Below are 25,810 nucleotides of genomic sequence, written 5' to 3'. Positions count from 1 at the left end.
TTAGATAAAAAAAGCCGCCTGTAAAAAAACAAAACGGCTTAAAGAAACTATCTAACTATTTCAATTTATTTTTCAAGATCGGCGACGAGGTCTTTCCATTCCTGTAATTCCGGGATTCCGGGTTTTCTTTTTCCGAAAAACTGAACGATAAAGTCACCTTCTTTATTGAAAACTTCAATGGCGGTCACTTCTCCGTCTTCCGTCGGTTTTTTCACAATCCATGCTTCCGCAATTTTGGTTACGTCCAGATGCAGATTGAAATCCGGATCCATCACATTGAACCATTGCTGATGCCAAAGTGTTTTTTTCACATTTCCTGTATGAATCTGGATAATTCCTCTGTTTCCGACAAAAATCATGATCGGAAGTTCTTTTTCCGATGCATCTTCCAGTACGTTAACGACTTTTGAGCTTTCAATTTTCTTTGCAAAACCTTCCGGAGCCAGTCTCAACGCCTGTGTTCTGCTCACTCCGAATTTTCGGGTCATCATAAAGAAATCATGCGTATCTTTCAGATTTGTCCATGCTTTTTGAAAGCCTTCTACATCAATTTCGGCATCCGGTTTTTCTTCTGCTTTCGGAACTGCTTTTTCAAAATCGAAAGATCCGTTCTGCTCTTCTGCTTTATATTTTTCTGCCATTTCATCGAAAGCAGCTTCGTTGCTGTCTTTGGTAAGATAAATTTTATGCAGCGCCAAACCGTCTTTTCCGAAAAACTGAAGGCTTTTTTTATCTCCTTCCACCACTGCGAAAGCTAATTTCCAGTGATTCAGGAAAATTCTTAAATCAATATCTTCTCCTACAAAAAGCTGTGCATGAGGACTGCTGAAATCGCCGTTCAGATACACTCCTTTTCTTTCGTGAACGCACTCTTCGTTGCGTGTAAGCGCCATTACTTTTCCTAACTGCTCCACTTCTGCTAAAATATTCTGGAATTCCGGCTTCAGAACCGTTACGCCTTCTCCTACGCTGGTTGCCAACAGTTCTGCTTCGCTTACTCCCAGTTCTGCTGCGGCATTTCGGATTCTCAGATGCGGATTTTCAGCTTTAAGAGCTTCCCATTTTTCCTTCAGATCGTTTACTAATGTGCTCATTTATTTATTTTTTAATGGTTAAAATTGTATAATTTCTCGTGAGGGTTTCTTCTCCGGTTTTGCTTTTTACTTCTTCCTGCCGTTCGGAAATTTTCATTCTTTTAAAATAACTTTTGGAAACGGTTTCCTCCATTTCATCGGTATTGTATAATGTAAAACCGAACTGTGTGAAAGGGAGTTTTTCCATGAAATCGCGCTGTCCGAAAGTGAGAACAAATGTTCCGCTGTCTTTCAGAACTCTGTAAATTTCATTGAGGAAATCTGTTGGTTTTTCCCAGAAATAAACGGTGTTTACAGTAAATATTTTATCGAATGTTTTGTCTTCAAAAGGCAGTTCAGTTCCTTCATACAGTACAAATTCAGCCTGATTCTCAAAATCTTTATTCAGTTTTATGGCTTCGTGATGCATGGTTTCCGAAATATCAATTCCGGTATATTTTACATCAATGGCTTTGTCTAAAATATTTCTGACATGCCCTGCATTTCCATGACCGATTTCCAGAATGTGTTCATTGTCTTCTATTAAAAGGGTTTTTATGCTTTCCAACGTCATTCCGATGTTGGTTTCATTCATCATTTCGCCGATCTCGATTCCCTTTTCTCCTTGAGGATGGGCGAGATTCTGTGCTAATATTTTCAGTTTTTCTGTATCCATATTATCCAAAAATAATCATTGGGTGCGAAGTTACCGGATGATTGCAGATCGTACACGGAAAATTGTAGGCTTCCCGGATATTTTCTGCGGTGAAAACCTCTTCCGGAGTTCCGTACGCAGCAACTTTTCCTGATTTCATTAATAAAACTTTATCGGCATATTGTGCGGCAAGATTGAGATCATGAAGAACAACAATCGCAGAATTGGCTTTTTTGGTGAAATTTTTAATGATTTCCAATGCTTTGTACTGATGTTTAATGTCTAAATTATTTAAAGGTTCATCTAAAAAAACAAGTTTGTGGGCAATTTCGTTCTGAAGCTGCGCAAAAACCCTCGAAAGATGAACGCGCTGTTTTTCGCCTCCCGATAAAGTATTGTATTCTCTTTCTTTTAAATGCAGAATATCCGTTTCATTCATCATTCTGTTTGTAGATTCATGGTCTTCTGTTTTGGGCTGTGCATCGAAATACGGATAACGTCCCATCATCACGACCTCTTTTACTTCCAGCGGAATATCGTTGCTGTTGTGCTGTGAAAATTTGGCTTTGTGTTTTGAAAGCTCTTTCACATTCCAGTCGTTGATATGCTTGTTTTTAAATATAATCTGCTGTTCAGATTTAATTTCATTGGCAAGAATACTCAGAAGGCTCGATTTTCCTGCTCCGTTCGGACCGACAATTGCCAGAAATTCGCCATATTCCAGATGAACGTCCACCGAATCCAGAATATGGAAGGTTTTATGCTGATAACTGATCTGATGCGCTTTTATCATAACAGGGATTTTTTAAATTTAACTAAAATCGCAATGAAAACCGGACCTCCCATTAAGGCGGTTAAAATCCCGATCGGAAGTTCCGAAGGTTCCACAATACTTCTGCTGAAAGTATCTGCCGTTAATAATAAAATGCTTCCGCATACCGCTGATAACGGTAAAATAACAGCATAGTCTGATTTAAACAAAAATCTTAAAATATATGGAACGATAAGCCCGACAAAACCAATGGTTCCCGAAAATGCCACACAGCTTCCCACCATTAAAGCCGTAATAAGGATGATCTGCTTTTTTAATCTTTCGACATTAATTCCCAAGTGCTGTGCATCTTTTTCGCCTAACATCATTGCATTCAACGCTTTGCCTTTTGGCAGTAAAACCGTGTACGAAATAACCAGAACGATTCCCAAAATAATATTCTTCGTCCATGTTGCAGCGGCTAAACTTCCTAAATTCCAGAACGTTAAATCTCTCAACTGGTCGTCTTTTGAGATGTAAATCAGGAAACCTGTAATGGAAAATCCGATCGCTGTAATGGCAACTCCCGATAATAACATCATCACGACATTGGTTTTACCGCCGCTGGTTGAAATTCTGTACACCAGAAGCATGGAAATAAAAGACCCGATAAAAGCAGCGATCCCCACCAATGAAAACTGTACGGCTTCAGGAAGAAATTCTCTGAAATATCCTCCCAAAACGATGGTAATGGCTGCAAGCAGGGTTGCGCCGGAAGTGAGCCCGATTAAATCTCCCGTTGCCAGAGGATTTCTGAACAATCCCTGCAAACCTGTTCCCGAAACCGCCAACATACTTCCGATAAGGATCGCCATCACAATTCTGGCTGCTCTTACGTCCCAGACTACATATTTATCGCTCATTGTGAGTGACTGATCTCCGTTCATTATTTTTTGTAAAACAGCGAATGCAGACTGACCTCCGAAATCGTAAACTCCGGTGTTAAGCGACCCTACTGCAATGATGCAAAGCAGTACGGTGCTTATGATGATGTAAACGGATAATTTACCTGGTGCTTTCAATCAGAAGTTGGTTTAATTCTACTGCTGCCTGTCCTAATCTTGGTCCGAAACCGGAAACAAGACCACCGTCCATGGCAATAATTTTTTTATTTTTTCCGGCATTGGTTTGGGAAACACCCGGCATTTTTAGTGCGCCTTCGTTTCCTCCCGCTCCCTGCAGCCCGCTCGTGAAGAAGAATAACACATCGGGATTTGCTTTTACAACCGCTTCCGGCGTTAAAGGTTTGAAATCTTCAAAATCATTTACGGCATTTTGTCCGCCTGCAATTTCAATTAAAGAAGCCATCGGTGTATTTTTTCCTGAAACCATGAGCATATTTCCTCTTGCATAGATGAACAGGACTTTCGGTTTTTTGGCAATCGGCTGAATCTGTTTCAGATCGGCATCAATTTTATCATTCAGTTTCTGATAATCTGTATTTCCGACTGCTTTCGCTACTTCTGCGATCAGTTTTTTAGTTCCGTCAACAGTAAATTCCTGTTTAAAAATTTCTGTTTTGATGCCGGAAGATCTAATTTTCCCCATCAGTTCAGGATTGATGTCTTTATCGGAAGCTAAAATTAAGGTGGGAGAAACTGCCATAATCGGCTCGATGGTCATTGATCTTACGTGTCCCAGATCTTTAGCTGTCGATTTAAGAGATTCGGGAAAAGTACTTGTCACGTCGGTTCCCACGATTTCTTTTTCGTGACCCAAAGCAGCTACAATTTCAGTGATTCCGCCGTTCAGCGTTACGATTTTATGAGCAGATTTTGGAGCTTCAGAGCTTTGTTCTGTTTTATTTTCAGTAGCAGTTCCTTCTTTTTTGCAGGAATAGACTGCCATTAATACAGATGCGGCAAGAATGAATTTTTTCATGATATCTTTTTATTTGATTTAAAATTTTAGAACAGGGGTTTGTATTCGAACTGCGGATAGCCTCTTTCGCCGCTGCTGCTCGTAAGTCTGGTGAATCTCAGCTTAAAGTAATATCCGTCCGGATCTTTGATGACATAAAATACATCACCTTTCACCTGATATCCGGAAGGTCCGACTTCCCGCCAGTTTCCTCCGATAACACGCTGATCGTTGTAAATGAATTTCGACTGATCGATATCCGAAACTTTAAAATTATTGTAGGCTTCAACCCCGGTTGTGGTTCCTGAAGCTTTTACTTCATAAGCTCCTGCTCCACCTACATTATTGATGGTGATAAAGTCTGCATACACATAGCTTCCAGCTCCTGTAATGGTATTGGTAAAGACCGAAAAGCAAAGATCCCATTTCTTTTTTTCAGGCTGAATGAAGAGTTCTTTTTCATTTTTCAGGCTGACAAAATTATAGTTGTACGCGGAGTTTTTATTGATGGTTAATTCCTTGTGAGAAGCAGAATTTAATGGGGCGTATTTTATTTTATATCCTCCGTTTGAAGTTCTCAAGATCTGAATTTTCATCCATCCTCTGCTTTCTCCGGCTGTGGTAACGCTTCCCGCAGGAACATTTCCTGTGTAAATTCCTTTTCCCATGTTCAGAAGGTATACTGCATTTTCAGATTCATTGGGATTAATTTCTTCAATTGCGGTGTATCCTGAAGGAAAGTTTCCTTTCACATCATCAATATAAATGGTGTTGGAAGGGTTAAAATTCGCAACCTGTACAAGATCCTGCAAACCGGAAACCTCAGCTTCTGTGACCAGATCGATATTTGTAGCATTCGGGATTTTTCCTGCTGCCATCATCAGAGAAGAATTAAGAATGACTTTAAAATTGCTTCCTGAATACAAAGCGAGATCCCAATCGGTTCTTTTGGTCAGCACTTCAGAATCCGTTCCCAGATCAAACCAGACCTGATTGGGCTGTGTAGGTCCGCCAACGGTAGGATTCACGATGGAACCTTCAATTTTTGATATGGTAACGGGATCTTCATTATCATTAATACAGGACTGGGTGATGAATGATGTCCCGATGAAGAGGTAAAGCAGTATTTTTTTCATTTCAATGATTATTTTTTAAAAGTTGTAGGTTAGTCTGGTGAAGTAGCTTCTGCCGTAGAAAAGATTCGAGTTCGGATCGGTGGTTCCGTGCGCGGTTCCGGCAACGGTGGTGTCTCTTACGGATGAAACATCAAAAATGTTCTTGATTCCTGCACTGAGTTCAAAATGATTTTTGAAAAAGGGCTGACTTACGACGAAATCCATCATATTGAAGTTGCCGCGCTCTCCCACATAATAAAAAGGATGGGCAATATCCTGACTGTCTAAGACAAACATCTGAAGTTTCCCGACGTGTCTGTAAAACAACGAAACATTGGTTCCTGTTTTTGGGAGGGTATAGTTTGCAGCCAGTTTTCCTTCGAATGTATAAAAGAAATCATCTGGAGAAACCAGAGTCCCTGAAAAGAGTTCTTTTCCGATGCCATAATAAGAGGCATTGGCAGCAAGGCTGAACTGGTTTTTCTGAACTTTAAAATTGGCTTCAAAAAGTAATGATCTGAATTTGTTGATATTGATGTATTTGTACTGCAACGGACTCTGATTGATCTGCAGAACTTCTATTCTGTTTTTGAGATCCATGTACGTTGCGCTCGCTCCTACCTGAACATTCCATCCTGAACTGGTGGTGAATTTTTTGTCTCCGTTTAAAGAGATCGTGATTCCTTCTTCCGGTTTTAAATCTTCATTTCCTCTGATGTCGTGGTTGCTGTCTACAAAGTAGGTGTAGAGTTCATCAAAATTGGGAAATCGGTTCGCGCTTCCTGTAACGAGTCGGATATTACTGGAATCATCAATTTTACCTCTTACCGTTAAGGAATAATTGTGCTGTCTATCAAATTTATCACTCAGCGCCAAACGGTAACCGGGTCTCAATGAAAGCCAGTCTGTAGGATTCCATTCTGCTGAAATAAAATTGGCGTAGTTGAAAATTTTTCGGTCAACATTATTTCCTGCAAAATCTCCTGCAATAAAACCTGCGTATCCTTTGGTATGATCGAGTTCATAACCCAACTGGAAATCTATTTTTTTATCATCAAGAAAATTGCTGAAAACACCTCGTGAATAAATGACATCTGCTTTATTATAGGATTGATAAACTTCTTTCGTTCCCATTACTTTCCTGTTCGGAATATCATAGGTAAAATCTCTGTATTTTCTGTCCTGAGTCTGATAAGAAAAATCACCTGTATAATTGATGCTGCCTAATCTGGTCTGAACATTTAACTGATTGACGTATCTTGTGGTGAGGTAATCTCTGTCGGCAGAAGTATAAGTTCTGTTTCCCTCTCCTAAATAAAGTTCTGAAACAATCGGGCTGTAGAAATTGAGTTGTTCATTAACGAAGCCGAATTTATAGAAAACGGACGTTTTATTTTTACTGTATCGGATCACTCCGTCGATATTCAGCACATCTTTCGGCTGCCACAGATATCCTCTTTTTCCATCCTGTTCAAAATACTTATATCCTTCCTGCGTCCCTTTGAATCCCTGAAAATCGTTATGATTGATATTGGCTCCGATATACCAGTTTTCATTTAAGTTATATCCTGCATTCAGCGTTTGAATATGTCTTCCTTCTCCTTTTTTGTACCAATTGTATTCTTTTCCTACGGTTTCTTCCTGAACCGAAGCATTTAACGTTAATTTTTTCTGAGTGCTTTTTTTGGTAATGATATTGATGACTCCGGCAACGGCATTGCTTCCATAATCCACTCCCATTGAACCTCTTACCACTTCTATACGTTCTACATTATTGATATTGAGCTTGGTGAGATCTATATTGTTTCCCAGTCCTACATCTCCCACCACAGGAATATTGTCAATCAGGATCTTGGTATATTCTCCACCCAGTCCCAGTAAACTCGCGGTTGAATTTCCTGAATTGCGGTCTGAAGTAATCAGGATGTTCAGACTTTGGTTTAAAACATCTGCCACATTGGTTGCTGCCATATTTTTGATCTGCTGCGCATCAATAACCTCCACTTTATAAATTGATTTATTTATGGATTGCTGAGTATACTGTCCGGTAAGGACAACCTCTTCAATTTTTTCCAGCTTTACAGAATCTTTTTTCTGCGCGTCCATCCACAAAATCATCGTTAAAGCAAGAACAGAAAGCAATTTCTTCTTCATAGGATCAAAAAATTTTTGACAAATATAATATTTTATTTAGAACAATTAAAAATAATTATATAATTTTGTAGAATAATTCTAAATAAAAATAATGTTATGAAACTAGGACTACTTATTGGAGGTTTACTGCTTACAGCGATTTCGGGAAATGCACAGGTAACAACGATTAATGAGAATTTTGAATCTTTCACGGCAGGAACAGCTGCAGCATGGCCGCAAAATAACTGGAACCGCGTGCAGAGTGGTTCCGGACCTTGGGTATATGTTGACAATTCGAATGCAGCAGACAAACATATCCAGTATTACAGCTTTTTTACAACGAATACACCGGGTTATGCTATTGCTCCGCAAATTGTAGCACCGGACGGAACTCAGACGCTTACGTTTAAGTCTTCCCTTACAGCAGGATCTTCCGCGGGAAGTACCGGAACTATTGAAGTTGGATTTGTGGACGGCGTTACAACAGCAGATATGGCAAGTTTTACAAAGATTGGAAATACGATTACGCTTACTTCAACAGATACGCAGTATTCCGTACCGATTCCTGCATCCAATAAGCAGTACATCGCATTTAAGATTGTGGGAAGTCTAAATCATACCGCGATTCAGTTGGATGATATTTCTTACGCAGTAAGTTCGATACTTGCGGTTTCAGATCAGGCAAAATTAAAGGAAAGTGTACAGTTTGCAGTGAATTCCGACAATACCGCATTGCAGTTTGTTGCTAAAAAAGAACCGAAAAAAATTCAGATCTATTCAACGGGAGGTCAGAAAACAGCCGAAGGAAAATTATCCGGAAGATCGTTTGATATCAGTACGCTTCAAACCGGAGTTTATTATATCCTGATCGAAACGGCGGAAGGAGAAATCGTGAAATCAAAATTCATTAAAAAATAAACTTTTCACAGAATCACAAAGGTTCACCTGAACTTTAATGATAATACTTTCTATTTTTTCTAATAAAAGGCTGTCCGCAATGGTGAACAGCCTTTTAGTTTTATGCTTCCCTCAGGAAGAGTAAAGTTATTTTTAAACTTCCTTCTTACAGATTACAAAGTTTTAAATCCTTTAAATACCTGAGTAGAACTTTCCAGCATTTTAGAAACGTCTCTTCTGAAATTCAGCAAATGATCCTGCCCGTTGTGGCGGTTCAGGTGTTCTTCACTTTCCCACAATTCCACCATGAAAAAAGTTCCTTTGTTATCTTTGTCTTCAATAAGGTCATACTGCAGACATCCCTCTTCTTTTCTGGTTTCTCTTACCAGTATCTGGAAAAGTTCAACTGCTTCCATCAGATAATTCTCATTAAATCTGAAAAGCGCAACTACGTTTATGTTCATTGTTATTTTTTTAGTGGTGTAAATGTAGAATTTTTTCAAAACCGAAAAGATATTTCATGCTTTTATTTTTCCACATTTAACAGATTTTATCACTAAAAAACAGATTTGTAAATGGTAATCGAGCTCATCACGATGACCAGAGTTCCGATGATGATAAACATACTTTTCACAGGAAGTTTTGCCGTTAACATTGCAGAAAAAGGAGCGGTAAAAATTCCTCCGATCAGAAGACCGAGAATGATATTCCAGTGCTGAATTCCCAATGTGAAAATAAAAGTAATGGCTGCCGTTAAGGTTAAAATAAATTTTGCCACCGTAGAACTTCCCACTGCAAATCTCGGCGTAAAGGAATTTTTAATTAAAGTTCCTGTTACCAACGGTCCCCATCCTCCTCCGGCAAAGGAATCGATAAAACCACCGATCACTCCCAAACGCGTTAAATTTGTTTTCCGTTTTAATTTTTTGTCCTGCTTATTTTTAAAAGCATTGGATAAAATCTGAATTCCAAGATATAATGTGTAGAAGGAAATAATTGTTTTGGTGATTTTTGAATAATATTCTCCGAGATACGTGAGTGAAACCGCCCCGATAACGGCTCCGAAAACCGCAGGAATGGCGAGTCTTTTCACCAGACTTTTGCTTACGTTTTTCAGTCTGATATGACTGATGCTTCCGGCTGCCGTTGTAAAGCTTTCCGCAGAATGAATACTCGCACTCACCGCATGAGGCGGAATTCCGAGGAACAAAAGAGTGGTTGTACAAATTACGCCGTATCCCATTCCCATTGATCCTGCAACGATTTCTGCCAAAACTCCTACCAACATCATCCAATAGAAAATGTAATTGTCTTTGGCTAAAACAGTGAACAGTTCATCCAGATAGCCCAGTTCATACATCGTAAAGGCAACAACCGACAGAACTGCGATCGTCACAAAAAATACATTTAACCTGAACTGAACTTTTCTTGAAATAACCATTTTTTCTGTTTTCTATCGTTTTAAACCATTACTGAAATATTTATGCAGCTAAGAAAATTCACTTTAAATCAACTTACCTTTTTAAATCTTTCCTAAATGACTCAGATTATGTTTGTTTAATTTATAAAATCATTACGGCTCCCACCGTTGAATTGCCTGTCTCGTCGATCAATATAGCGTTGCCTGTTGCATTGCTTTCTTCAAAGCTGTCGAAAACCAGGGGTGAAGCTGTTTTTAAACGGATTTTTACGACTTCGTTTAATTTTATGCTTTCAGAAACCGGCGTTTTTTCTAAAGTATTAACGTCTATTTTATATTCGATTTCTTTGATAATCGCTTTTAAAAGTTTGCTCTTGTGCTGAATAAAATATTTGTTTCCTTCGTTTAATTCCTTTTTATCCAGCCAGCAGACAACGGCTTCAATTTCGTTTTCAACTTTCGGAAGGCTTTCAGTTTTTACTAAAAAATCGCCTCTGCTGATATCAATATCATCTTCAACATGCAGAATAGCGGGCTGATTGGCAAAAACGAATTCCACTTCTTTTCCCCCTGTTTCTATTTTTGAAATTTTAGTCTGAATATTCTGAGGAAGTACCGTAATTTCGTCACCTTTTTTGTAAATTCCTGAAAGAACTTCTCCTGCGTAACCTCTGTAATCGTGCAGATCCTCCGTTTGCGGACGAATGACATACTGAACCTGAAATCTCGGACTCTGAAAGTTTTGATCTGAATTGATTTCAACCGTTTCGAGGAAATCCAACAGCGTAGAACCTTCATACCAAGTCATATTTTCTGATCTTTCAACAATATTGTCGCCATGAAATGCCGAAATCGGGAAATAATTTACATTTTTTAACCCTAGTTTTTCTGCAACCAATTCATATTGAGCTTTTATATCTTTAAAAACTTTTTCAGAATACTCAACGAGATCCATTTTATTGATGGCGACCACCACATTTTTCATCTTCAATAAAGACGCAATAATGGAGTGTCTTCTTGTCTGTTCAATCACGCCCTGTCTTGCATCAATCAGAATAACAATCAGTTGCGAATTAGAAGCTCCCGTAATCATATTTCTTGTATACTGAATATGTCCCGGTGCATCCGCAATAATAAATTTTCTTTTCGGCGTCGAAAAATAGCGGTACGCAACATCGATGGTAATTCCCTGCTCTCTTTCTGCTCTTAAACCATCCGTTAAAATAGCAAGGTCTACTCCGTTTTCGTTTTTATTTTTTGACTGTTTTTCGAGTGCTTCAAGCTGATCGATCAATATATTTTTACTGTCGTACAGAAGTCTTCCGATCAGGGTACTTTTCCCGTCGTCTACGCTTCCTGCAGTGATAAATCTTAATATGTCCACTTTTGTTTTATTAATGATGAGTAATTGAGTGAGGTTGAGAGTGAGGTTAAGGATAAGGTTGAGGTTAAGATTAAAGGCTTACTACAAAAACTTCTGGCTTCCATCTTCCAACTTCCAGCCTAAATATAAAGGTTGGGATTAAGGCTAAGACTGAAAACTTACTACAAAACGTCCATCTTCCATCTTCCAGCCTCCAACTTCCAGCCTAAAAATAACCTCCTTTCTTCCGGTCTTCCATCGCAGCTTCCGTCACTTTATCATCGATTCGGGTTTCGCCGCGCTCAGAAATTCTGGATGCGGTGATTTCATTCACAACCTCATTCAAAGTTTCGGCAGTGCTTTCTACTGCGGCGGTACAGGTCATGTCTCCGACGGTTCTGTAACGGACTTTTTTATTAACAATTGTATCATTTTCATCAATCTGAATAAAATCCGATACTGCAATTAACTGTCCGTCATATTCAATCACCTCACGGTCATGTGCAAAATAAATGGATGGCAACTGGATATTTTCTTTTTTAATATAATTCCAGACATCAAGCTCCGTCCAGTTCGAAATCGGAAAAACTCTTACGTTTTCACCTTTGTTGATTCTTCCGTTGTAGATGTTCCACAATTCCGGACGCTGCAGCTTCGGATCCCACTGTCCGAATTCATCCCGCACAGAGAAAAAACGTTCTTTGGCTCTGGCCTTTTCTTCGTCTCTTCTCGCTCCGCCAATGCATGCATCGAACCCGAATTCTTCAATCGTATCTAATAAAGTGTGGGTTTGCAGCCAGTTTCTGGAAGCAAATTTCCCTTTCGGTTCGGTTAAATTTTTAGCTTTGATGGTATCTTCCACTTTTCTTACAATCAGTTCCGCGCCGATATTTTCTGCTAAATAATCTCTGAACTGCAATGCTTCAGGGAAGTTATGTCCTGTATCGATATGAACCAACGGAAAAGGAATTTTCATCGGAGCAAAAGCTTTTTTTGCCAGATGAACCAAAGTGATAGAATCTTTTCCGCCACTGAAAAGCAGTGCAGGTTTTTCAAACTGAGCAGCAATTTCCCTCATAATGTAGATACTTTCTGCTTCCAACTGCTCCAGATAGTCTAACGTATGTGTCGTCATTTTTTATTTTTTTGAATTAATGAGAATGCAGACCGCACTCTTTCTGTGAACTTTCCCACCACCATCGTCCAACGCGCGGATTTTCTCCTTCTTCGATTGCTCTTGTACAGGGTTGACAACCGACACTGATGAATCCTTTTTTGTGTAAAGACAATTCCTGAACTTTATTTTCTTTCAGATAATCTAAAACATTCTGGTAATTCCAGTGAATTAAAGGATTGTATTTGTATAGTTTACGATCTTCATCCCATTCTATAACCGGCATATTTTCTCTGTTTTCAGATTGTTCGGAACGTAATCCTGTAATCCAGACTTTTGCATTTTCCAATGCGCGGTTTAAAGGTTTAACCTTACGGATAAAACAGCATTCTTTTCGGTTTTCTACAGAATGATAAAATGCATTGATTCCTTTTTCATTCACATATTTTTCCACGTCGGAACTTTCCGGAAAATAGACTTCCGTTTTTGTTTTGTATCGGGAATTATTTTGGGAAAGCAATTCGTAGTGCTCGTAAAAAAGTCTTCCAGTATCAAGCGTGAAGACTTTTACCGGCAGATGATTTTTGAAAATCATATCTGTAATTACCTGATCTTCCTGTCCGAGCGAGGTGGAGAAAACAACCCCTTCCGAAATTTTTGAAGAAATAAATTTCAGTCCCTCTTCTGCGGAAAGCTGTTTCAGTAACTCTGCATCTTCTTTTGAAATCATATTTTGTTCATTTGAAGTAATGCAAATATCAGATAAAATAATTATCCTACCAAAAAAGTAGACTAATTATTTTAAAAAAAAGGATCTGATTAATCCACCAAATCCATTAACGTTCTTTTCTCCAGAATATTCAGCGAAGCGTCGCGAACTTCAATCAGAACGTCGTGAAGACCGCAATGATCTTCACTGCAGTCGTCGCATTTTTCATAAAAGTTTAAACTTACGCAAGGAAGCAGAGCAATGGGTCCGTTAACGAGACGAATGATTTTCGCCAGCTTTACATTTTCCGGATTTTCTTTGAAGAAATAGCCCCCTCCTTTTCCTTTTTTGCTATCGAGAATGTCCGCTTTTTTAAGCTCAAGCAGGATATTTTCCAGAAACTTTAAAGGAATTTTCTTGTGTTCGGCAATTTCGGAAATAAGAATCGGTCCGTCATTTCTCTTTTCTACAAGATATGACAGTGCCTTGAAAGCGTATTGAGATTTTTTAGACAGCATTACTACAAAAATAAGAAAATTGTTTGATATATGTAATAGGGAAGCTGGAAGTTAGAAGATGGAAGCTGGGAGTTTTCAGAGACCGTATTACTTCCTTCTTCGTACTTCCTTCTTCCATGCAAAATCCCTAAATTTGCGTTATGTTCAGTAAACAGGAAGCACAGCAGTTAAAGAAAGAGTTTTGGACGGCTTTCGGAAAGTCTTTTCCAAGAAAATGGATTTTGTATGATACCAAAATCAAGGATATGTCGTTTAAATTTTATGCGGATAAGAAAAAAGCGGAAGTTTCTCTGGATATCGAAATGAAGGATGAAGTTTTCAGAGATGCGTACTACAACAAAATATGGTCACTGGAAGACATTCTGAAGGATTTTATCGGCGATTTTCACAAGGAAGAATTTTATACGCTGGAAAACGGAAAAGTTATCAGCCGAATCTGGGTTGAAAAGCACGGCATTTCTGTTTTCAATAAAAATACATGGAGGGAAGCTTTTGAATTTTTTGTTGAAAAAATGGATGGCTTCGAGCGGTTTTATTATGAATATGAGGATTTTATAAAGGATGTTTAGTGAATAGTTCTTAAAGGATAAAAAAACATATCATGAAAATAAGATATTGCTGGAGGTGCAGAATGGATGTTCCCATGCTTGATGAAGAAGAGGGAAAAATCGCTTCGAAATTATTAGCTGAAGGATTTCAGGAATTTAAAACAACCAGAAAAAAGCCTTTAAATGAAAATTTCAAAAAACTGCTGGATTATTACAATAATTTAACCGGTTTTGAAGAAACAAATCCTAATGCCATCATGCATCATTTCATTGATATGTATGGTCCTGACTGTGAAAACTGCGGAAAACCTTACCGAACGGAAACTGCTACATTCTGCCCGAAATGCGGTAACAAAAGAAAAATTTAAGGACTTTTCTCAATTTGGATTTTTTTTAAACGCAAATATTATTTTTACCAATACAATTTTGAGAAGGCAAAGGCAAATGAAATTTGCTGTTCGAAGCTTGAAAATAGATTTCAAAGGCTAGTTTTGTGTCAAGGTGAATCGTGAATTTTTAATTCAAATCAGGATCGGAAACCGCTTAAATATTTTTAACCTTGTGATTTAAACTAATTCAGAGTTAACCGCAAAAGATAATGATAAAGCGAATTTCAAGAATAATCAAAGCGCTTAAAAGAATAAAAATCAAAGATTTTTAAAAACTGTTGTTATCTTCTTATTTATAATCACAACTTTAAATAGACGTTTACTTTATCTTTTGCGGCTTTTGCGGTTAAATAAAAAGTTTAAACAGATTTGTATAAAATTCAACCTTCTGTTCTTATATTTTTCTGTATTTTGGTCAAAATAAAAATAACAGAATAAATTTTCAGCAAAATAAAAACTAATAATTAAAACAAAATGTCAGAAAATAAAATATTTTTCGCAGACGCAGCAGATCCTGAAATGTCTAAAGCTTATAAAAAAGCGCAGGAAACCTTTAAATATTTCTGGAGAGAGCAATCTTGGGAATACAGAAGAATTATTCCGGCACTGAGTGTTTCATGTGTGAAAGTAGCTTTTTCTCAGGAAGATCCTTATTCAGACTCACCTATTGTAGAACATATGTGGATCAATGACATCAATTTCGATGGCGATCTTATCAAAGGCTACCTCATCAACCAACCGAATAAACTCACCAATGTTGAAGTCGGAGATTATGTGGAAATTCCTGTAAACGAAATCAGCGACTGGCTTTTTGCCATGCCGCAACGCGCAAAAAAAACGAAAGGACTTTCAAAACTGTTTTCATCTTCTGCAGAGTCTCTTCCTCCGAAAGCTTATGGCGGATTTACAATCCAGAAAATGCGTTCGGATATGTCTCCGGCGGAAAGAAAAGCACACGATAATGCGTGGCAAATGGATTTCGGAGATTTTAATGATATTGAAATTGTCTATGAACAGAAAGAGCATCCTGAAAATCTTGTGGAGCATCCGATGAGCAGAAACATGAAGGAAGAGCTGGTAAAATTCGTCAGCGAAAATCCGGATGAGATTACAGGTCAGGATAGTAACGGCTACTCTATGCTTCATGCGGAAACAATTGCCGGAAATCTAAGTTCTGTGGAAGTGATTCTTGCAGCAGGAGGTGATAAAAATTTAAAGACAAAATCCGGAAAAACAGCTTTGGACTTTGCCCGACAACTGAATTGGGAACATATTATTCCTGTTTTGGAAAATTGATTTTATCTTAATTAAAGTAAGTTTGATGTTAGAAGATTGAAAATTAATTTTAACCGAAATTAAGTATAAGTTTTTGGCTAAAGCTAATTGTTTTTTAATTGAGTTTGTTTAAACTTTTAAAAAATAAAATATTCTTGTTGGAAAACGCAAAGACGCAAGATTTTTATTAATCTCAAGTCTTTAAGGCGCAAGAAAATCAAAGATTTTCAATAAGGATTGATACTTAATTTTATCGAAGATAAAATCTTTGCGTCTTAGGAAGAGACCATATTTAATGAATATTTTGCGCCTTTGCGATGGTTATAACCATTAAGTTTAAACATCCTATAAAATGTGCTACAGTCAATTCCTATTGATATTTTATCCTGATTTTACATCGAACTCACGATTAGTATATAAAAGAGAAACTTTCCCGTTTCTCTTTTTTGTTTTCTGCCATCCACGATCTGAATACATTCTTTCCTGATTCGGCTACATTTCCTACTGCACAACTTTCCATCTTTGTACCATCATTTAACAACAAAAAATATTTAAAAATGGAAACAAAAAAAGTATGGTTCGTGACAGGAGCTTCAAAAGGATTAGGATTTGAACTGGTTAAAAAATTATTGTCTGAAGGATTTCAGGTAGCTGCAACAAGCCGTACCGTGAATTCTTTAATTTCCGCTTTTGGAGAGACTTCGGAAAACTTTCTGCCCTTAAGTGTAAATATTACGGACAATAATGATGTAAAATCTGCCATTGCAAAAACCACAGCGCATTTCGGACAGATCAATGTTGTGGTAAACAACGCAGGATACGGACAGATCGGAACTTTGGAAGAGCTTAGCGATGAGGAAGCAAGAGAAAATTATGCGGTGAATGTTTTCGGAACTTTAAACGTCATCAGAAATGCTATGCCTTATCTTCGTGAGCAGAAATCGGGAAATATTTTCAATATTTCTTCTATCGGAGGTTTTTCGGGAAATTTTCCGGGTTGGGGAATTTACTGCTCTACTAAATTTGCTGTGGCAGGATTTACGGAAGCTTTGGCTGAAGAAGCAAAAGATTTCGGAATTCATGCAACGGTAATTTATCCGGGATATTTCCGTACAGATTTTTTGGCTAAAGATTCGGTAAAAACTCCGGCAAATCCTATTCAGGCTTATGAAGCGGCAAGAAGTTCGGAACAGGCACATCTTGACGAAATCAACGGAAACCAGCCGAATGATCCTGTAAAAGCAGCAGATGTTCTGATTCAGCTGAGCAAAGAGCAAAATCCGCCGGTACATTTCCTTTTAGGCGTAGGAACCATGGAATTTCTTACCAATAAAGTAGATGCGATTACAGGAGATGCAAGGAAATGGGAGGTTTTAGCAAATTCTACAGCAATTTAGAATTAATTTACTTCTTTTGTCTTGAAACAAAAGAACCAAAAATTCAAGACTTAGATCCTGAATGCTAAAAATTAAAACGTAATCCTAAAATTCCCAAAACTCGCGCGAATCAAAATTTGTTCTTCGGTTATGGATTATATCCGCGCTCAGACAGTGGAAATTTTTTAACGGATTACGTTTTAATTTTCTTAACGCTTCAGGCTCTTATGTCGGAAAAGCCATGTGATATAGACCTGATATAGACATTTTTGATTTATGTCAGGTAATGTAAAGTATGAACGTTTATCAAATTCTACAGCAATTTAGGATTGATTGATTTCTTTTGTCTTAAAACAAAAGAACCAAAAATTCAAGACTTAGATCCTGAATGCTAAAAATTAAAACGTAATCCTAAAATTCCCAAAACTCGCGCGAATCAAAATTTGTTCTTCGGTTATGGATTATATCCGCGCTCAGACAGTGGAAATTTTTTAACGGATTACGTTTTAATTTTCTTAACGCTTCAAGCTCTTATGTCGGAAAAGCCATCTGATTTAGTCATTTTTGATTTGTATCTCAGGTAATGTAAAAGTATGAACGTTTAGCAAATTCTACAGCATTAATTTACTTCTTTTGTCTTGAAACAAAAGAACCAAAAATTCAAGACTTAGATCCTGAATGCTAAAAATTAAAACGTAATCCTAAAATTCCCAAAACTCGCGCGAATCAAAATTTGTTCTTCGGTTATGGATTATACCCGCGCTCAGACAGCGGAAATTTTTTAACGGATTACGTTTCAATTTTCTTAATGCTTCAGGCTCTTATGTCGGAAAAGCCATCTGATTTAGACATTTTTGATTTAGGTAATGTAAAGTATGAACGTTTAGCAAATTCTACAGCAATTTAGGATTGATTGATTTCTTTTGTCTTGAAACAAAAGAACCAAAAATTCAAGACTTAGATCCTGAATGCTAAAAATTAAAACGTAATCCTAAAATTCCCAAAACTCGCGCGAATCAAAATCCGTTCTTCGGTTATGGATTATAACCGCGCTCAGACAGTGGAAATTTTTTAACGGATTACGTTTTAATTTTCTTAACGCTTCAGGCTCTTATGTCGGAAAAGCCATGTGATATAGACCTGATATAGACATTTTTGATTTATGTCAGGTAATGTAAAGTATGAACGTTTAGCAAATTCTACAGCAATTTAGGATTGATTGATTTCTTTTGTCTTAAAACAAAAGAACCAAAAATTCAAGACTTAGATCCTGAATGCTAAAAATTAAAACGTAATCCTAAAATTCCCAAAACTCGCGCGAATCAAAATTTGTTCTTCGGTTATGGATTATATCCGCGCTCAGACAGTGGAAATTTTTTAACGGATTACGTTTTAATTTTCTTAACGCTTCAAGCTCTTATGTCGGAAAAGCCATCTGATTTAGTCATTTTTGATTTGTATCTCAGGTAATGTAAAAGTATGAACGTTTAGCAAATTCTACAGCATTAATTTACTTCTTTTGTCTTGAAACAAAAGAACCAAAAATTCAAGACTTAGATCCTGAATGCTAAAAATTAAAACGTAATCCTAAAATTCCCAAAACTCGCGCGAATCAAAATTTGTTCTTCGGTTATGGATTATACCCGCGCTCAGACAGCGGAAATTTTTTAACGGATTATGTTTTAATTTTCTTAACGCTTCAGGCTCTTATGTCGCAACAAAAGAACATTTATTTCATAAAAATCACTAAAAACAATTAACTTCGTTACTATGAAAGAGACCTTCCGTTTTCATTCGATCTCCGATTTTCATGCTTTCTGTAATCTGCCGAGTCCGGATCATCCGCTGATCAGCTTAATTGATTACAGCAAAGTCCGCTATCCTGTAAATGATACGGAGCTGAAATGGACCCAGAATTTTTATTCGGTGGGGCTTAAAAGAAATGTAAACGCGAAGTTCAATTACGGTCAGCAGGAATATGACTTTGATTCGGGCGTGCTGTGTTTTGTTTCGCCGATGCAGTTTCTAAGAATTGAGATGAAACCAGATGTTGAGTTTGAACCGACCGGATATCTTTTGCTGATTCATCCCGATTTTCTCTGGGGAACCTCGCTCATCAAAAAATTTAAATCGTACGATTTTTTCAGTTATAAGATCAACGAAGCTCTTTTTTTATCGGAAAAAGAAGAGAAAACTATTGTGGAACTGTTTAAAAATATTGAAAAGGAATACCAAAACAATATCGATAAATTTACTCAGGAGCTTATTGTTGCGCAACTGGAATTATTCCTGATCTATTCTGAACGCTTCTACGAAAGACAGTTTTTCACCAGAAAAAAATCCAGTCACGAATTGCTGGATAAATTTGAGGAAGTTCTTTCGCAGTATTTTAACAGCGGAAATCTTCTAGAACATGGTATTCCTTCCGTGAAAACCATCGCCGAACAACTGAATATTTCACCCAATTATCTGGGAAGTTTACTGCGCATCCATACACAGCAGAACACGCAGCAACACATACAGAATAAACTGATCACTCTCGCAAAGGAACGTCTTAGTACAACGAATTTATCCGTAAGTGAAATTGCGTATGAACTGGGTTTTGAACATCCGCAGTCGTTTAGTAAGTTATTTAAGCAGAAGACGAATCAGTCTCCAGGGGAGTTTAGGAGGTTGTTTAATTGAGAAATCAAATTTTCAATTTTTATTTTTTAAATTTGGTATCCGAAAAAATATTAATATGAAAGACATTAATTGGTTAGTAACTTCAGGTCAAGCAAAAATTACTGAAACAAAAATTACTTATATCCCAACTAAAGCAAAAGATCCTGAAGGAAATGAATATTATCAAACTTCTGTTATAAATAGCGATGTAGATTTTGAAAATGGTTCTATCGAATTTAATATAAAAGTTAAAGAAATTAAAGCTTTGTGTCAAATAGTACTAGAAACAGAAGAATATGGCAATTTAAATATCGGAATGAATGCTAGTGGTTCATTATTTGGAATTACAAAGTATGATTACAAAACAAAAAGATGGGAATGGCAAAATGGATCTGGATTTCCTGAAAATTTGGAATTAGACAAAGAATATAAATTAAAAATAATTGTTACTGGCTCCTTATTAACACTATATGTAAATAATATAAAAATCGCCGAATCCAATCAATATATTAAAAAAGCACAGCTAAAATTTTTCATAACATCAAGTAATGAAGTTGAAATTACAGATTTTAAAGTTACAATGAAAAAACCCAAAGCATTTATAGTAATGCAGTTTTCCGATGAATTTAATAAATTATATAATGAGGTTATAAAACCAATTTGTGAGGAATATGGCTTAGAATGCGAAAGAGCAGACGAATTTTATACTTCTACACCAATAATTGCCGATATTGTAAATTCTTTAATTAAATGTTCTATCATAATAGCTGAAATAACTCCAGATAATCCAAATGTATATTATGAATTAGGTTATGCACATGCAATTAATAAACCTACAATTTTATTATGTGATAAAAACAAACGATCTAAATTACCATTCGATGTTTCAGGTTTTAGAACACTGTTTTACGAGGATTCCATAATGGGGAAAAGTAGTATTGAAAGTAGCTTAAGAAAATATTTAGAGATCATATCTTATTAAAAAAGAGAAGCCAAAAACTTCTCTTTTTATTTTATCCAAATTTCTTCTTTCTCAGCCAGAAGAACAAACCTCCCAAAATACCGATAATGACTAAAGGAAGCAGCAAATTAAACCATTGCCAGTTGTTTTTCTCTTCCGTAATTCTCTGTCGGTCAAGAAGCCTTTCTTCGATGTTTCGGTTTCTGAGATCCATAAGATTGCTGTCGTCCAGAAGATAATCTAATGCATTTCTCAGGAACTGCTCGTTTCCAAACTGTTCGTTAGTAAGCAAATCTACGCCTAAAGGAAGCGGTTCTCCTTTCAGAACTTTATTTCTTCCTACGTCTCCGTCGGCGATCACAATCATTTTATTTTCAGGGCTCGAACTTTTGAAATTCGGGTAGGATTTTCTTTCGATTCTGGAAGCATATGCAGAATTGAATTTTCCTTCCAGAGACACCGCATAAATCTTCGGTGTGCTTGGTTTTTCCATTTGTCCGAGACTGTCGACACTGGAAATTTCTTTCAGATCCACATAATTCGGAACCTGCTTCAATAAAGTTCTTTCACTGGATTCAAAAAGAACGTTCGTTTTGATATTTTTTCTTCCGCCCAATGTATCAATCGAAGTCGGGAACTCAAACTTTACAGGATTGATATTTTTAGTAATCGGATTGTTGCTTTCTGCAATTCCCAAAGGAAAATACGGCCACGGAAGACTGGTGTACTGCGGATTTCCACTCACTTCCCCTGTTACCAATCTCAACAGCGCAAATTTCTTCACATCTTTTACCAAAGCCGGATTGATCCTGATTCCATAATTGAAGAAAAAGTCCGTCATATTGATGTCTACAGGAAAAGGCATCACTTTTTGAGACCTCATCAACGTATCCATTTCCGCATTTACGGCATCAATCATCCACAGCGTTTTTCCGCCGTTCATGATGTATTGGTCAAGAATTACTTTTTCACGGTCTGTGAAAGCTTTTCTTGGTTTTGCGATCACCAAAGCGTTCATTTGTTTTAAGGTCGGAATATCTGCAATGGTAAGTTCGGTCTGATTTTTAGGAATAATAGGACCTGCATCATAACTTTCCGTTGCCAGTTGCATAAATCCCTGAAATTCTCTTGGATTCAGCTCATCCTGATTCACCAGAATCCCGATTTTCTTTCTTTTATGCGCCGCAATATTTTTAATGTTTGAAACCAGATTGTATTCTAAATTTTCAATGGATTTCGTAAGCTGCTGATCAGCATCAATTCCTGTCTGCTGAACGACCAAAGGAATAGAAACTCCCCTTTTGTCGTATTTCACAACCGCATAAGGAAAGAGCATGATCTGAGAAACTTTGCCGTCTTTGATGTCCGGAAGCATGGAAGGTTGCATTCCCATCGCCATCAGAGTATCTTTAGACATTTTGGTTTTGATAGGATCAATGAATTTAAAATCAATCTTCGGATTAATTTTTCTGAACTCTTCCAGCATAAATTTCGTTTCGCTCTGAAGCTGTTTGAAACTTGCAGGAAAGTCTCCTTCCAGATAAACATCGACTACCAAAGGTTTATTTACCGATTCAAGAACCTTAACAGTATTATCGGAAAGTGTATATCTTTTTTCTTTGGTTAAATCCAATCTTATTCCTGAAATGACAAGAATAATAACCAATGGCAACACTACGAAAAGTAAAATTCCTAACGGAGATTTGAACTGTATCTTCTTCATCATTCTACTTCTTTTTATTAATGAAATGATTGGACAAAACTAATGTAACACCGATAATTAAAGCAAAATAAGCCACATCCTTAAAATCAATAAGCCCTCTTGTAAAGCCTAAGAAATGTTGGTAAAAGCCTACATTCTGTAAAATAAAATCTGCGCCTCCCAACAATTTGTAACTCGCCAGTTGTTCGATCCCGAAATACATGATGAAGCACATGAAAACGCCCAACAGATAAGCCATAATCTGGTTTTGGGAAAGCGAAGAAGCCAAAATTCCCACTCCGGAAAATGCTGCAATTAAAATAACTAAGCCGATGTAGCTTCCGAACGTCATTCCCAGATCTACATTTCCGGCAGGAACGCCTAAAACATACACTGTATAAAGGTAAATTAACGATGGAATCAGGCATAAAATCCCGACAATCCAAACCGAAAGAAATTTTCCGAAAACCAGATCTGAAACTTTCAGCGGTTGGGAAAACAGCCAGTTTAAGGTTCCGGTCTGCTGCTCTTCCGCAAAAGTTTTCATGGATAGTGCGGGGATAATAAACATCAGTAACCAAGGAACTAAAACGAAATAACTTTGCAGAGAGGCCATTCCGATCTCAAAAATGTTGGAGTCGTTGTCGAAAAAAAACAGAAACAGCGTCGCGATCAGACTGAAAGCCGCGATGATTACCCACGCGCTCCAGTTTCCGAAGTAGCTCCAAAGTTCTTTTTTTAAAATTGCAATCATAGTTTTATTTAGGGTTTAGGTAATAGGTGTCAGGAATTAGGTGTTGGAAAATCCACAACTTACCATTCACAATTCACCATTATCTCACTTTTTCTTATTCTTATTTACCAGCTTCACCGTCATCATGATTAAAAATACCAGAACGAAAAATCCGGCGATTAATTGCCACCAGTATTCAATAACCTGAGCTTTCAAAATCACGGTAAAAACGACAAGGAACAAAATGAAAGTAGCGATTTCATTTGCCTGTCTCAATTTTATATTGGCGGTTTCTAAAGTATTTCCGTTGAGTTCCTTCAGTTTTAAAACTTTTTTCCAGCACCAGTAATGGTAAACCGCTAAACCGATCAGGAAGGTAAGTTTTAAATGAAACCATGGCATTTTCATCAATCCTGAATTCAGGAAAATCATTGTCAGTCCGCAAACCGTCATAATTACTCCGGCAGGAACGGTGATGATGTTCCAGAGCCTTCGGGCCATAAAAGTATATTGTTCTCTGAGGATCTTTTTCTTTTCTTCCGCAAATTCATCGGTATCTTTATAGTACACAAAAATTCTTACGAGATAAAAAATTCCCGCAAAATAGCTTACCATGAAGATGATATGAAGCGCTTTTATTATGGTGTAAAGCATTCTGAAAAATTAATGGCAAATATAATGTTAATGACAAAAATATTTACTAGAAAACAGAATAAATCTTGCTTTTATTCTGTTATGTTCATTATTTTATATTAAAAAGTTGAGGGATTTTCAGGCTTAGTGTTTTTCGAATGAAATACTGTCTACCTTTTTACCATCTTCATACTTCTTTATGAACCGGAGATTTCCTTTCTCGTCGTAAAATTTCCAGTCTCCGAAATAATACCAATGGCGTTCATTTTTAGAGACATCCATTTTAGACTGTCCACTTTGCATCAACTTTCCGTTCGGATAATACATTTTGGTCTTCGTTATATTCTTTCTGATCCTGTCTTTCTGGAAAAGCTGATTATTCAATGTGGTTTTCCAGATCCCGGCTTTTTCACCGTTTTTATATTTTCCGACGGCAATCAATGTTCCTTCATCCGAAGAATATTCTTCCTTCCATTTACCGTGTCGTTTACTTATATTCTTTTCATCTTTGATGTACTGATTCATCTTGGTGTTGCAGGAAGCCAATAATAAAACAATCAGTAAAATGAGGGATATTTTTTGCATAAAAAAACAGAATTTCCGTAAATATAGAAATTCTGTTTTTATTCTACAATTGTAGAGGTGTTTTATTTTTTAAGAAATTACGCCTAATTCTTTTCCAACTTTTTCAAACGCAGCAATTGCCTTATCAAGATGTTCTCTCGTATGTGCTGCAGAAAGCTGAACTCTGATTCTCGCTTTTCCTTTCGGAACCACAGGATAGAAAAATCCGATGACATAGATTCCTTCGTCCATTAACTTTTCAGCCATTTTCTGAGCCAAAGGCGCATCATAAAGCATTACAGGAACAATCGCAGCATCACCATCCGGAATATCGAAACCTTTAGACTTCATTTCCGCTCTGAAATATTCTGCATTTTCCATTACTTTATCGCGAAGAGAGGTATCTTCAGAAATCATGTCCAAAACCTTCAAAGCTGCTCCCACGATTCCCGGAGCCAAAGAGTTTGAAAACAAATACGGTCTTGAACGCTGTCTCAGCATATCAATGATCTCTTTTTTACCGGAAGTAAATCCGCCTAAAGCACCTCCTAAAGCTTTTCCAAGCGTAGAAGTAATGATGTCTACTCTACCCATCACTTCGTTGGCTTCGTACGTTCCGCGACCTGTTTTTCCGATGAAACCTGTTGCATGAGAATCATCTACCATTACCAAAGCATCGTATTTATCGGCAAGATCACAAACTCCTTTCAGATCTGCAACGATTCCGTCCATGGAGAAAACGCCGTCTGTAACAATGATTTTAAAACGGTAATTTTTTTCGGAAGCTGCAATTAACTGAGCTTCCAGATCTTCCATATTGTTGTTTTTGTAACGGTATCTCGCTGCTTTACACAAACGAACACCATCGATGATGGAAGCGTGGTTCAGTTCGTCTGAAATAATTGCATCCTCTTCCGTAAATAAAGGTTCAAAAACTCCTCCGTTCGCATCAAAACAGGCAGCATACAAAATGGTATCTTCAAGACCTAAAAAGTCTGCAATTTTCTGCTCCAGTTGTTTATGAATATCCTGAGTTCCGCAGATAAAACGAACCGAAGACATTCCGTAACCGTGAGATTCTATCATTTCCTGTGAGGCTTTCATCACTTCAGGATGGTTGGATAATCCCAGATAATTGTTCGCACAGAAGTTCAGCAGCTTTTTTCCGTTGGCTTCTATTTCGGCACTCTGCTGAGAAGTGATGATTCTTTCTCTTTTGTAAAGTCCGTCATTTTCAATATTCTGAAGTTCGTTCTGTAAATTTTCAAGATACTTTTTAGAGATCATTTCTAATAAT

Annotated in this window: 25 protein-coding genes; 7 read left to right on the top strand and 18 right to left on the bottom strand. The window is 37.2% G+C overall.

The genetic code is table 11. The annotated features are described in order from the left end of the window. Positions 1 to 65 precede the first annotated feature (65 nt). The 7 genes from KKI44_RS22340 to KKI44_RS22310 are packed head-to-tail and all read right to left on the bottom strand — an operon-like array spanning position 66 to position 7,668. Entirely contained in the window at positions 66 to 1,094 is a 1,029-nt protein-coding gene (locus tag KKI44_RS22340; protein ID WP_214589206.1) for a hemin-degrading factor, read from the bottom strand. A gap of 4 nt (positions 1,095 to 1,098) precedes the next feature. Beyond that, a complete protein-coding gene (locus tag KKI44_RS22335) occupies positions 1,099 to 1,749 on the bottom strand; it encodes a class I SAM-dependent methyltransferase (protein WP_214589205.1) in 651 nt (216 codons plus the stop codon). A gap of 1 nt (position 1,750) precedes the next feature. After that, positions 1,751 to 2,521, bottom strand: coding sequence for a heme ABC transporter ATP-binding protein (locus KKI44_RS22330; protein ID WP_214589204.1), 771 nt, complete (start codon positions 2,519 to 2,521; stop codon positions 1,751 to 1,753). Continuing rightward, positions 2,518 to 3,561, bottom strand: a complete 1,044-nt coding sequence (locus tag KKI44_RS22325) for a FecCD family ABC transporter permease (RefSeq protein ID WP_214589203.1) — start codon at positions 3,559 to 3,561, stop codon at positions 2,518 to 2,520. The genes KKI44_RS22330 and KKI44_RS22325 overlap by 4 nt, the downstream gene beginning before the upstream one ends. Further along, positions 3,545 to 4,420, bottom strand: coding sequence for a hemin ABC transporter substrate-binding protein (locus KKI44_RS22320; RefSeq protein ID WP_214589202.1), 876 nt, complete (start codon positions 4,418 to 4,420; stop codon positions 3,545 to 3,547). Before KKI44_RS22320 ends, KKI44_RS22325 begins: the two co-directional genes overlap by 17 nt. Before the next feature lie 26 nt (positions 4,421 to 4,446). Then, positions 4,447 to 5,535 (bottom strand): HmuY family protein, encoded by a 1,089-nt coding sequence (locus tag KKI44_RS22315; RefSeq protein ID WP_214589201.1) that lies wholly within the window; start codon positions 5,533 to 5,535, stop codon positions 4,447 to 4,449. A 15-nt stretch (positions 5,536 to 5,550) separates the two neighbouring features. Next, a complete protein-coding gene (locus KKI44_RS22310; protein WP_214589200.1) occupies positions 5,551 to 7,668 on the bottom strand; it encodes a TonB-dependent receptor plug domain-containing protein in 2,118 nt (705 codons plus the stop codon). Positions 7,669 to 7,764: 96 nt separating this feature from the next. Here KKI44_RS22310 and KKI44_RS22305 point away from each other — a divergent pair, with 96 nt between their 5' ends. Continuing rightward, a complete protein-coding gene (locus KKI44_RS22305) occupies positions 7,765 to 8,565 on the top strand; it encodes a T9SS type A sorting domain-containing protein (protein WP_214589199.1) in 801 nt (266 codons plus the stop codon). A 152-nt stretch (positions 8,566 to 8,717) separates the two neighbouring features. Here KKI44_RS22305 and KKI44_RS22300 read toward each other — a convergent pair whose 3' ends face one another. The 6 genes from KKI44_RS22300 to KKI44_RS22275 all read right to left on the bottom strand — a co-directional run bounded on the left by KKI44_RS22300 (position 8,718) and on the right by KKI44_RS22275 (position 13,668). Further along, positions 8,718 to 9,008 carry a putative quinol monooxygenase gene (locus KKI44_RS22300; RefSeq protein WP_087711034.1) on the bottom strand — a complete coding sequence of 97 codons (291 nt, stop codon included), beginning with the start codon at positions 9,006 to 9,008 and terminating at the stop codon, positions 8,718 to 8,720. 92 nt (positions 9,009 to 9,100) lie between these two features. Then, positions 9,101 to 9,985 carry a sulfite exporter TauE/SafE family protein gene (locus KKI44_RS22295; RefSeq protein ID WP_214589198.1) on the bottom strand — a complete coding sequence of 295 codons (885 nt, stop codon included), beginning with the start codon at positions 9,983 to 9,985 and terminating at the stop codon, positions 9,101 to 9,103. A gap of 121 nt (positions 9,986 to 10,106) precedes the next feature. Continuing rightward, the gene (locus KKI44_RS22290) at positions 10,107 to 11,348 is read right to left on the bottom strand and encodes a sulfate adenylyltransferase subunit 1 (RefSeq protein WP_214589197.1); all 1,242 of its coding nucleotides are present in this window, start codon (positions 11,346 to 11,348) and stop codon (positions 10,107 to 10,109) included. 205 nt (positions 11,349 to 11,553) lie between these two features. Continuing rightward, complete coding sequence (cysD, locus tag KKI44_RS22285; protein WP_214589196.1) at positions 11,554 to 12,462, bottom strand: sulfate adenylyltransferase subunit CysD; 909 nt, start codon at positions 12,460 to 12,462, stop codon at positions 11,554 to 11,556. 16 nt (positions 12,463 to 12,478) lie between these two features. Then, positions 12,479 to 13,171: a phosphoadenylyl-sulfate reductase gene (locus KKI44_RS22280; protein ID WP_214589195.1), complete on the bottom strand. Its 693-nt coding sequence runs from the start codon at positions 13,169 to 13,171 to the stop codon at positions 12,479 to 12,481. An 89-nt stretch (positions 13,172 to 13,260) separates the two neighbouring features. After that, entirely contained in the window at positions 13,261 to 13,668 is a 408-nt protein-coding gene (locus KKI44_RS22275; RefSeq protein ID WP_076393217.1) for an RrF2 family transcriptional regulator, read from the bottom strand. A gap of 140 nt (positions 13,669 to 13,808) precedes the next feature. On the opposite strand from KKI44_RS22275, the gene KKI44_RS22270 reads away from it, so the two are divergent. The 6 genes from KKI44_RS22270 to KKI44_RS22245 all read left to right on the top strand — a co-directional run bounded on the left by KKI44_RS22270 (position 13,809) and on the right by KKI44_RS22245 (position 20,902). Beyond that, positions 13,809 to 14,237, top strand: a complete 429-nt coding sequence (locus tag KKI44_RS22270; RefSeq protein ID WP_076393214.1) for a DUF4268 domain-containing protein — start codon at positions 13,809 to 13,811, stop codon at positions 14,235 to 14,237. A gap of 32 nt (positions 14,238 to 14,269) precedes the next feature. Beyond that, positions 14,270 to 14,584: a hypothetical protein gene (locus KKI44_RS22265; protein WP_250902120.1), complete on the top strand. Its 315-nt coding sequence runs from the start codon at positions 14,270 to 14,272 to the stop codon at positions 14,582 to 14,584. 495 nt (positions 14,585 to 15,079) lie between these two features. Then, positions 15,080 to 15,901 carry a DUF2314 domain-containing protein gene (locus KKI44_RS22260; protein ID WP_214589194.1) on the top strand — a complete coding sequence of 274 codons (822 nt, stop codon included), beginning with the start codon at positions 15,080 to 15,082 and terminating at the stop codon, positions 15,899 to 15,901. A gap of 536 nt (positions 15,902 to 16,437) precedes the next feature. Further along, positions 16,438 to 17,277, top strand: a complete 840-nt coding sequence (locus KKI44_RS22255) for an SDR family oxidoreductase (protein WP_214589193.1) — start codon at positions 16,438 to 16,440, stop codon at positions 17,275 to 17,277. Positions 17,278 to 19,026: 1,749 nt separating this feature from the next. Beyond that, positions 19,027 to 19,941 (top strand): helix-turn-helix domain-containing protein, encoded by a 915-nt coding sequence (locus KKI44_RS22250; RefSeq protein ID WP_214589192.1) that lies wholly within the window; start codon positions 19,027 to 19,029, stop codon positions 19,939 to 19,941. 55 nt (positions 19,942 to 19,996) lie between these two features. Beyond that, positions 19,997 to 20,902 (top strand): nucleoside 2-deoxyribosyltransferase, encoded by a 906-nt coding sequence (locus tag KKI44_RS22245; protein ID WP_214589191.1) that lies wholly within the window; start codon positions 19,997 to 19,999, stop codon positions 20,900 to 20,902. Positions 20,903 to 20,933: 31 nt separating this feature from the next. Here the strand turns inward: KKI44_RS22245 and gldG are convergent, their stop codons facing one another. From gldG to kbl, 5 genes are all read right to left on the bottom strand, one after another. Next, positions 20,934 to 22,604 carry a gliding motility-associated ABC transporter substrate-binding protein GldG gene (gene gldG / locus KKI44_RS22240; RefSeq protein WP_214591204.1) on the bottom strand — a complete coding sequence of 557 codons (1,671 nt, stop codon included), beginning with the start codon at positions 22,602 to 22,604 and terminating at the stop codon, positions 20,934 to 20,936. Positions 22,605 to 22,608: 4 nt separating this feature from the next. Next, positions 22,609 to 23,337: an ABC transporter permease gene (locus KKI44_RS22235; RefSeq protein ID WP_214589190.1), complete on the bottom strand. Its 729-nt coding sequence runs from the start codon at positions 23,335 to 23,337 to the stop codon at positions 22,609 to 22,611. Positions 23,338 to 23,421: 84 nt separating this feature from the next. Continuing rightward, entirely contained in the window at positions 23,422 to 23,970 is a 549-nt protein-coding gene (locus KKI44_RS22230; protein ID WP_214589189.1) for a CopD family protein, read from the bottom strand. A gap of 123 nt (positions 23,971 to 24,093) precedes the next feature. Beyond that, a complete protein-coding gene (locus tag KKI44_RS22225) occupies positions 24,094 to 24,534 on the bottom strand; it encodes a hypothetical protein (protein ID WP_214589188.1) in 441 nt (146 codons plus the stop codon). Between the two features lie 69 nt (positions 24,535 to 24,603). Further along, positions 24,604 to 25,800, bottom strand: a complete 1,197-nt coding sequence (gene kbl, locus KKI44_RS22220) for a glycine C-acetyltransferase (RefSeq protein ID WP_214589187.1) — start codon at positions 25,798 to 25,800, stop codon at positions 24,604 to 24,606. Positions 25,801 to 25,810: the final 10 nt, after the last annotated feature.

Source organism: Chryseobacterium sp. ZHDP1 (assembly GCF_018603435.1).
GTDB lineage: Bacteria > Bacteroidota > Bacteroidia > Flavobacteriales > Weeksellaceae > Chryseobacterium > Chryseobacterium indicum.
Note: the sequence above shows the minus strand (reverse complement) of the source record. Positions and strands in the feature narration are given on the sequence as shown.

Bases quoted from the DNA above. Each gene is read 5' to 3' on its own strand.
- KKI44_RS22340 (WP_214589206.1), bottom strand. From the start codon at position 1,094: ATGAGCACATTAGTAAACGATCTGAAGGAAAAATGGGAAGCTCTTAAA.
- KKI44_RS22335 (WP_214589205.1), bottom strand. From the start codon at position 1,749: ATGGATACAGAAAAACTGAAAATATTAGCACAGAATCTCGCCCATCCT.
- KKI44_RS22330 (WP_214589204.1), bottom strand. From the start codon at position 2,521: ATGATAAAAGCGCATCAGATCAGTTATCAGCATAAAACCTTCCATATT.
- KKI44_RS22320 (WP_214589202.1), bottom strand. From the start codon at position 4,420: ATGAAAAAATTCATTCTTGCCGCATCTGTATTAATGGCAGTCTATTCC.
- KKI44_RS22315 (WP_214589201.1), bottom strand. From the start codon at position 5,535: ATGAAAAAAATACTGCTTTACCTCTTCATCGGGACATCATTCATCACC.
- KKI44_RS22310 (WP_214589200.1), bottom strand. From the start codon at position 7,668: ATGAAGAAGAAATTGCTTTCTGTTCTTGCTTTAACGATGATTTTGTGG.
- KKI44_RS22305 (WP_214589199.1), top strand. From the start codon at position 7,765: ATGAAACTAGGACTACTTATTGGAGGTTTACTGCTTACAGCGATTTCG.
- KKI44_RS22300 (WP_087711034.1), bottom strand. From the start codon at position 9,008: ATGAACATAAACGTAGTTGCGCTTTTCAGATTTAATGAGAATTATCTG.
- KKI44_RS22295 (WP_214589198.1), bottom strand. From the start codon at position 9,985: ATGGTTATTTCAAGAAAAGTTCAGTTCAGGTTAAATGTATTTTTTGTG.
- cysD (WP_214589196.1), bottom strand. From the start codon at position 12,462: ATGACGACACATACGTTAGACTATCTGGAGCAGTTGGAAGCAGAAAGT.
- KKI44_RS22280 (WP_214589195.1), bottom strand. From the start codon at position 13,171: ATGATTTCAAAAGAAGATGCAGAGTTACTGAAACAGCTTTCCGCAGAA.
- KKI44_RS22275 (WP_076393217.1), bottom strand. From the start codon at position 13,668: ATGCTGTCTAAAAAATCTCAATACGCTTTCAAGGCACTGTCATATCTT.
- KKI44_RS22270 (WP_076393214.1), top strand. From the start codon at position 13,809: ATGTTCAGTAAACAGGAAGCACAGCAGTTAAAGAAAGAGTTTTGGACG.
- KKI44_RS22265 (WP_250902120.1), top strand. From the start codon at position 14,270: ATGAAAATAAGATATTGCTGGAGGTGCAGAATGGATGTTCCCATGCTT.
- KKI44_RS22260 (WP_214589194.1), top strand. From the start codon at position 15,080: ATGTCAGAAAATAAAATATTTTTCGCAGACGCAGCAGATCCTGAAATG.
- KKI44_RS22255 (WP_214589193.1), top strand. From the start codon at position 16,438: ATGGAAACAAAAAAAGTATGGTTCGTGACAGGAGCTTCAAAAGGATTA.
- KKI44_RS22250 (WP_214589192.1), top strand. From the start codon at position 19,027: ATGAAAGAGACCTTCCGTTTTCATTCGATCTCCGATTTTCATGCTTTC.
- KKI44_RS22245 (WP_214589191.1), top strand. From the start codon at position 19,997: ATGAAAGACATTAATTGGTTAGTAACTTCAGGTCAAGCAAAAATTACT.
- gldG (WP_214591204.1), bottom strand. From the start codon at position 22,604: ATGAAGAAGATACAGTTCAAATCTCCGTTAGGAATTTTACTTTTCGTA.
- KKI44_RS22235 (WP_214589190.1), bottom strand. From the start codon at position 23,337: ATGATTGCAATTTTAAAAAAAGAACTTTGGAGCTACTTCGGAAACTGG.
- KKI44_RS22230 (WP_214589189.1), bottom strand. From the start codon at position 23,970: ATGCTTTACACCATAATAAAAGCGCTTCATATCATCTTCATGGTAAGC.
- KKI44_RS22225 (WP_214589188.1), bottom strand. From the start codon at position 24,534: ATGCAAAAAATATCCCTCATTTTACTGATTGTTTTATTATTGGCTTCC.
- kbl (WP_214589187.1), bottom strand. From the start codon at position 25,800: ATGATCTCTAAAAAGTATCTTGAAAATTTACAGAACGAACTTCAGAAT.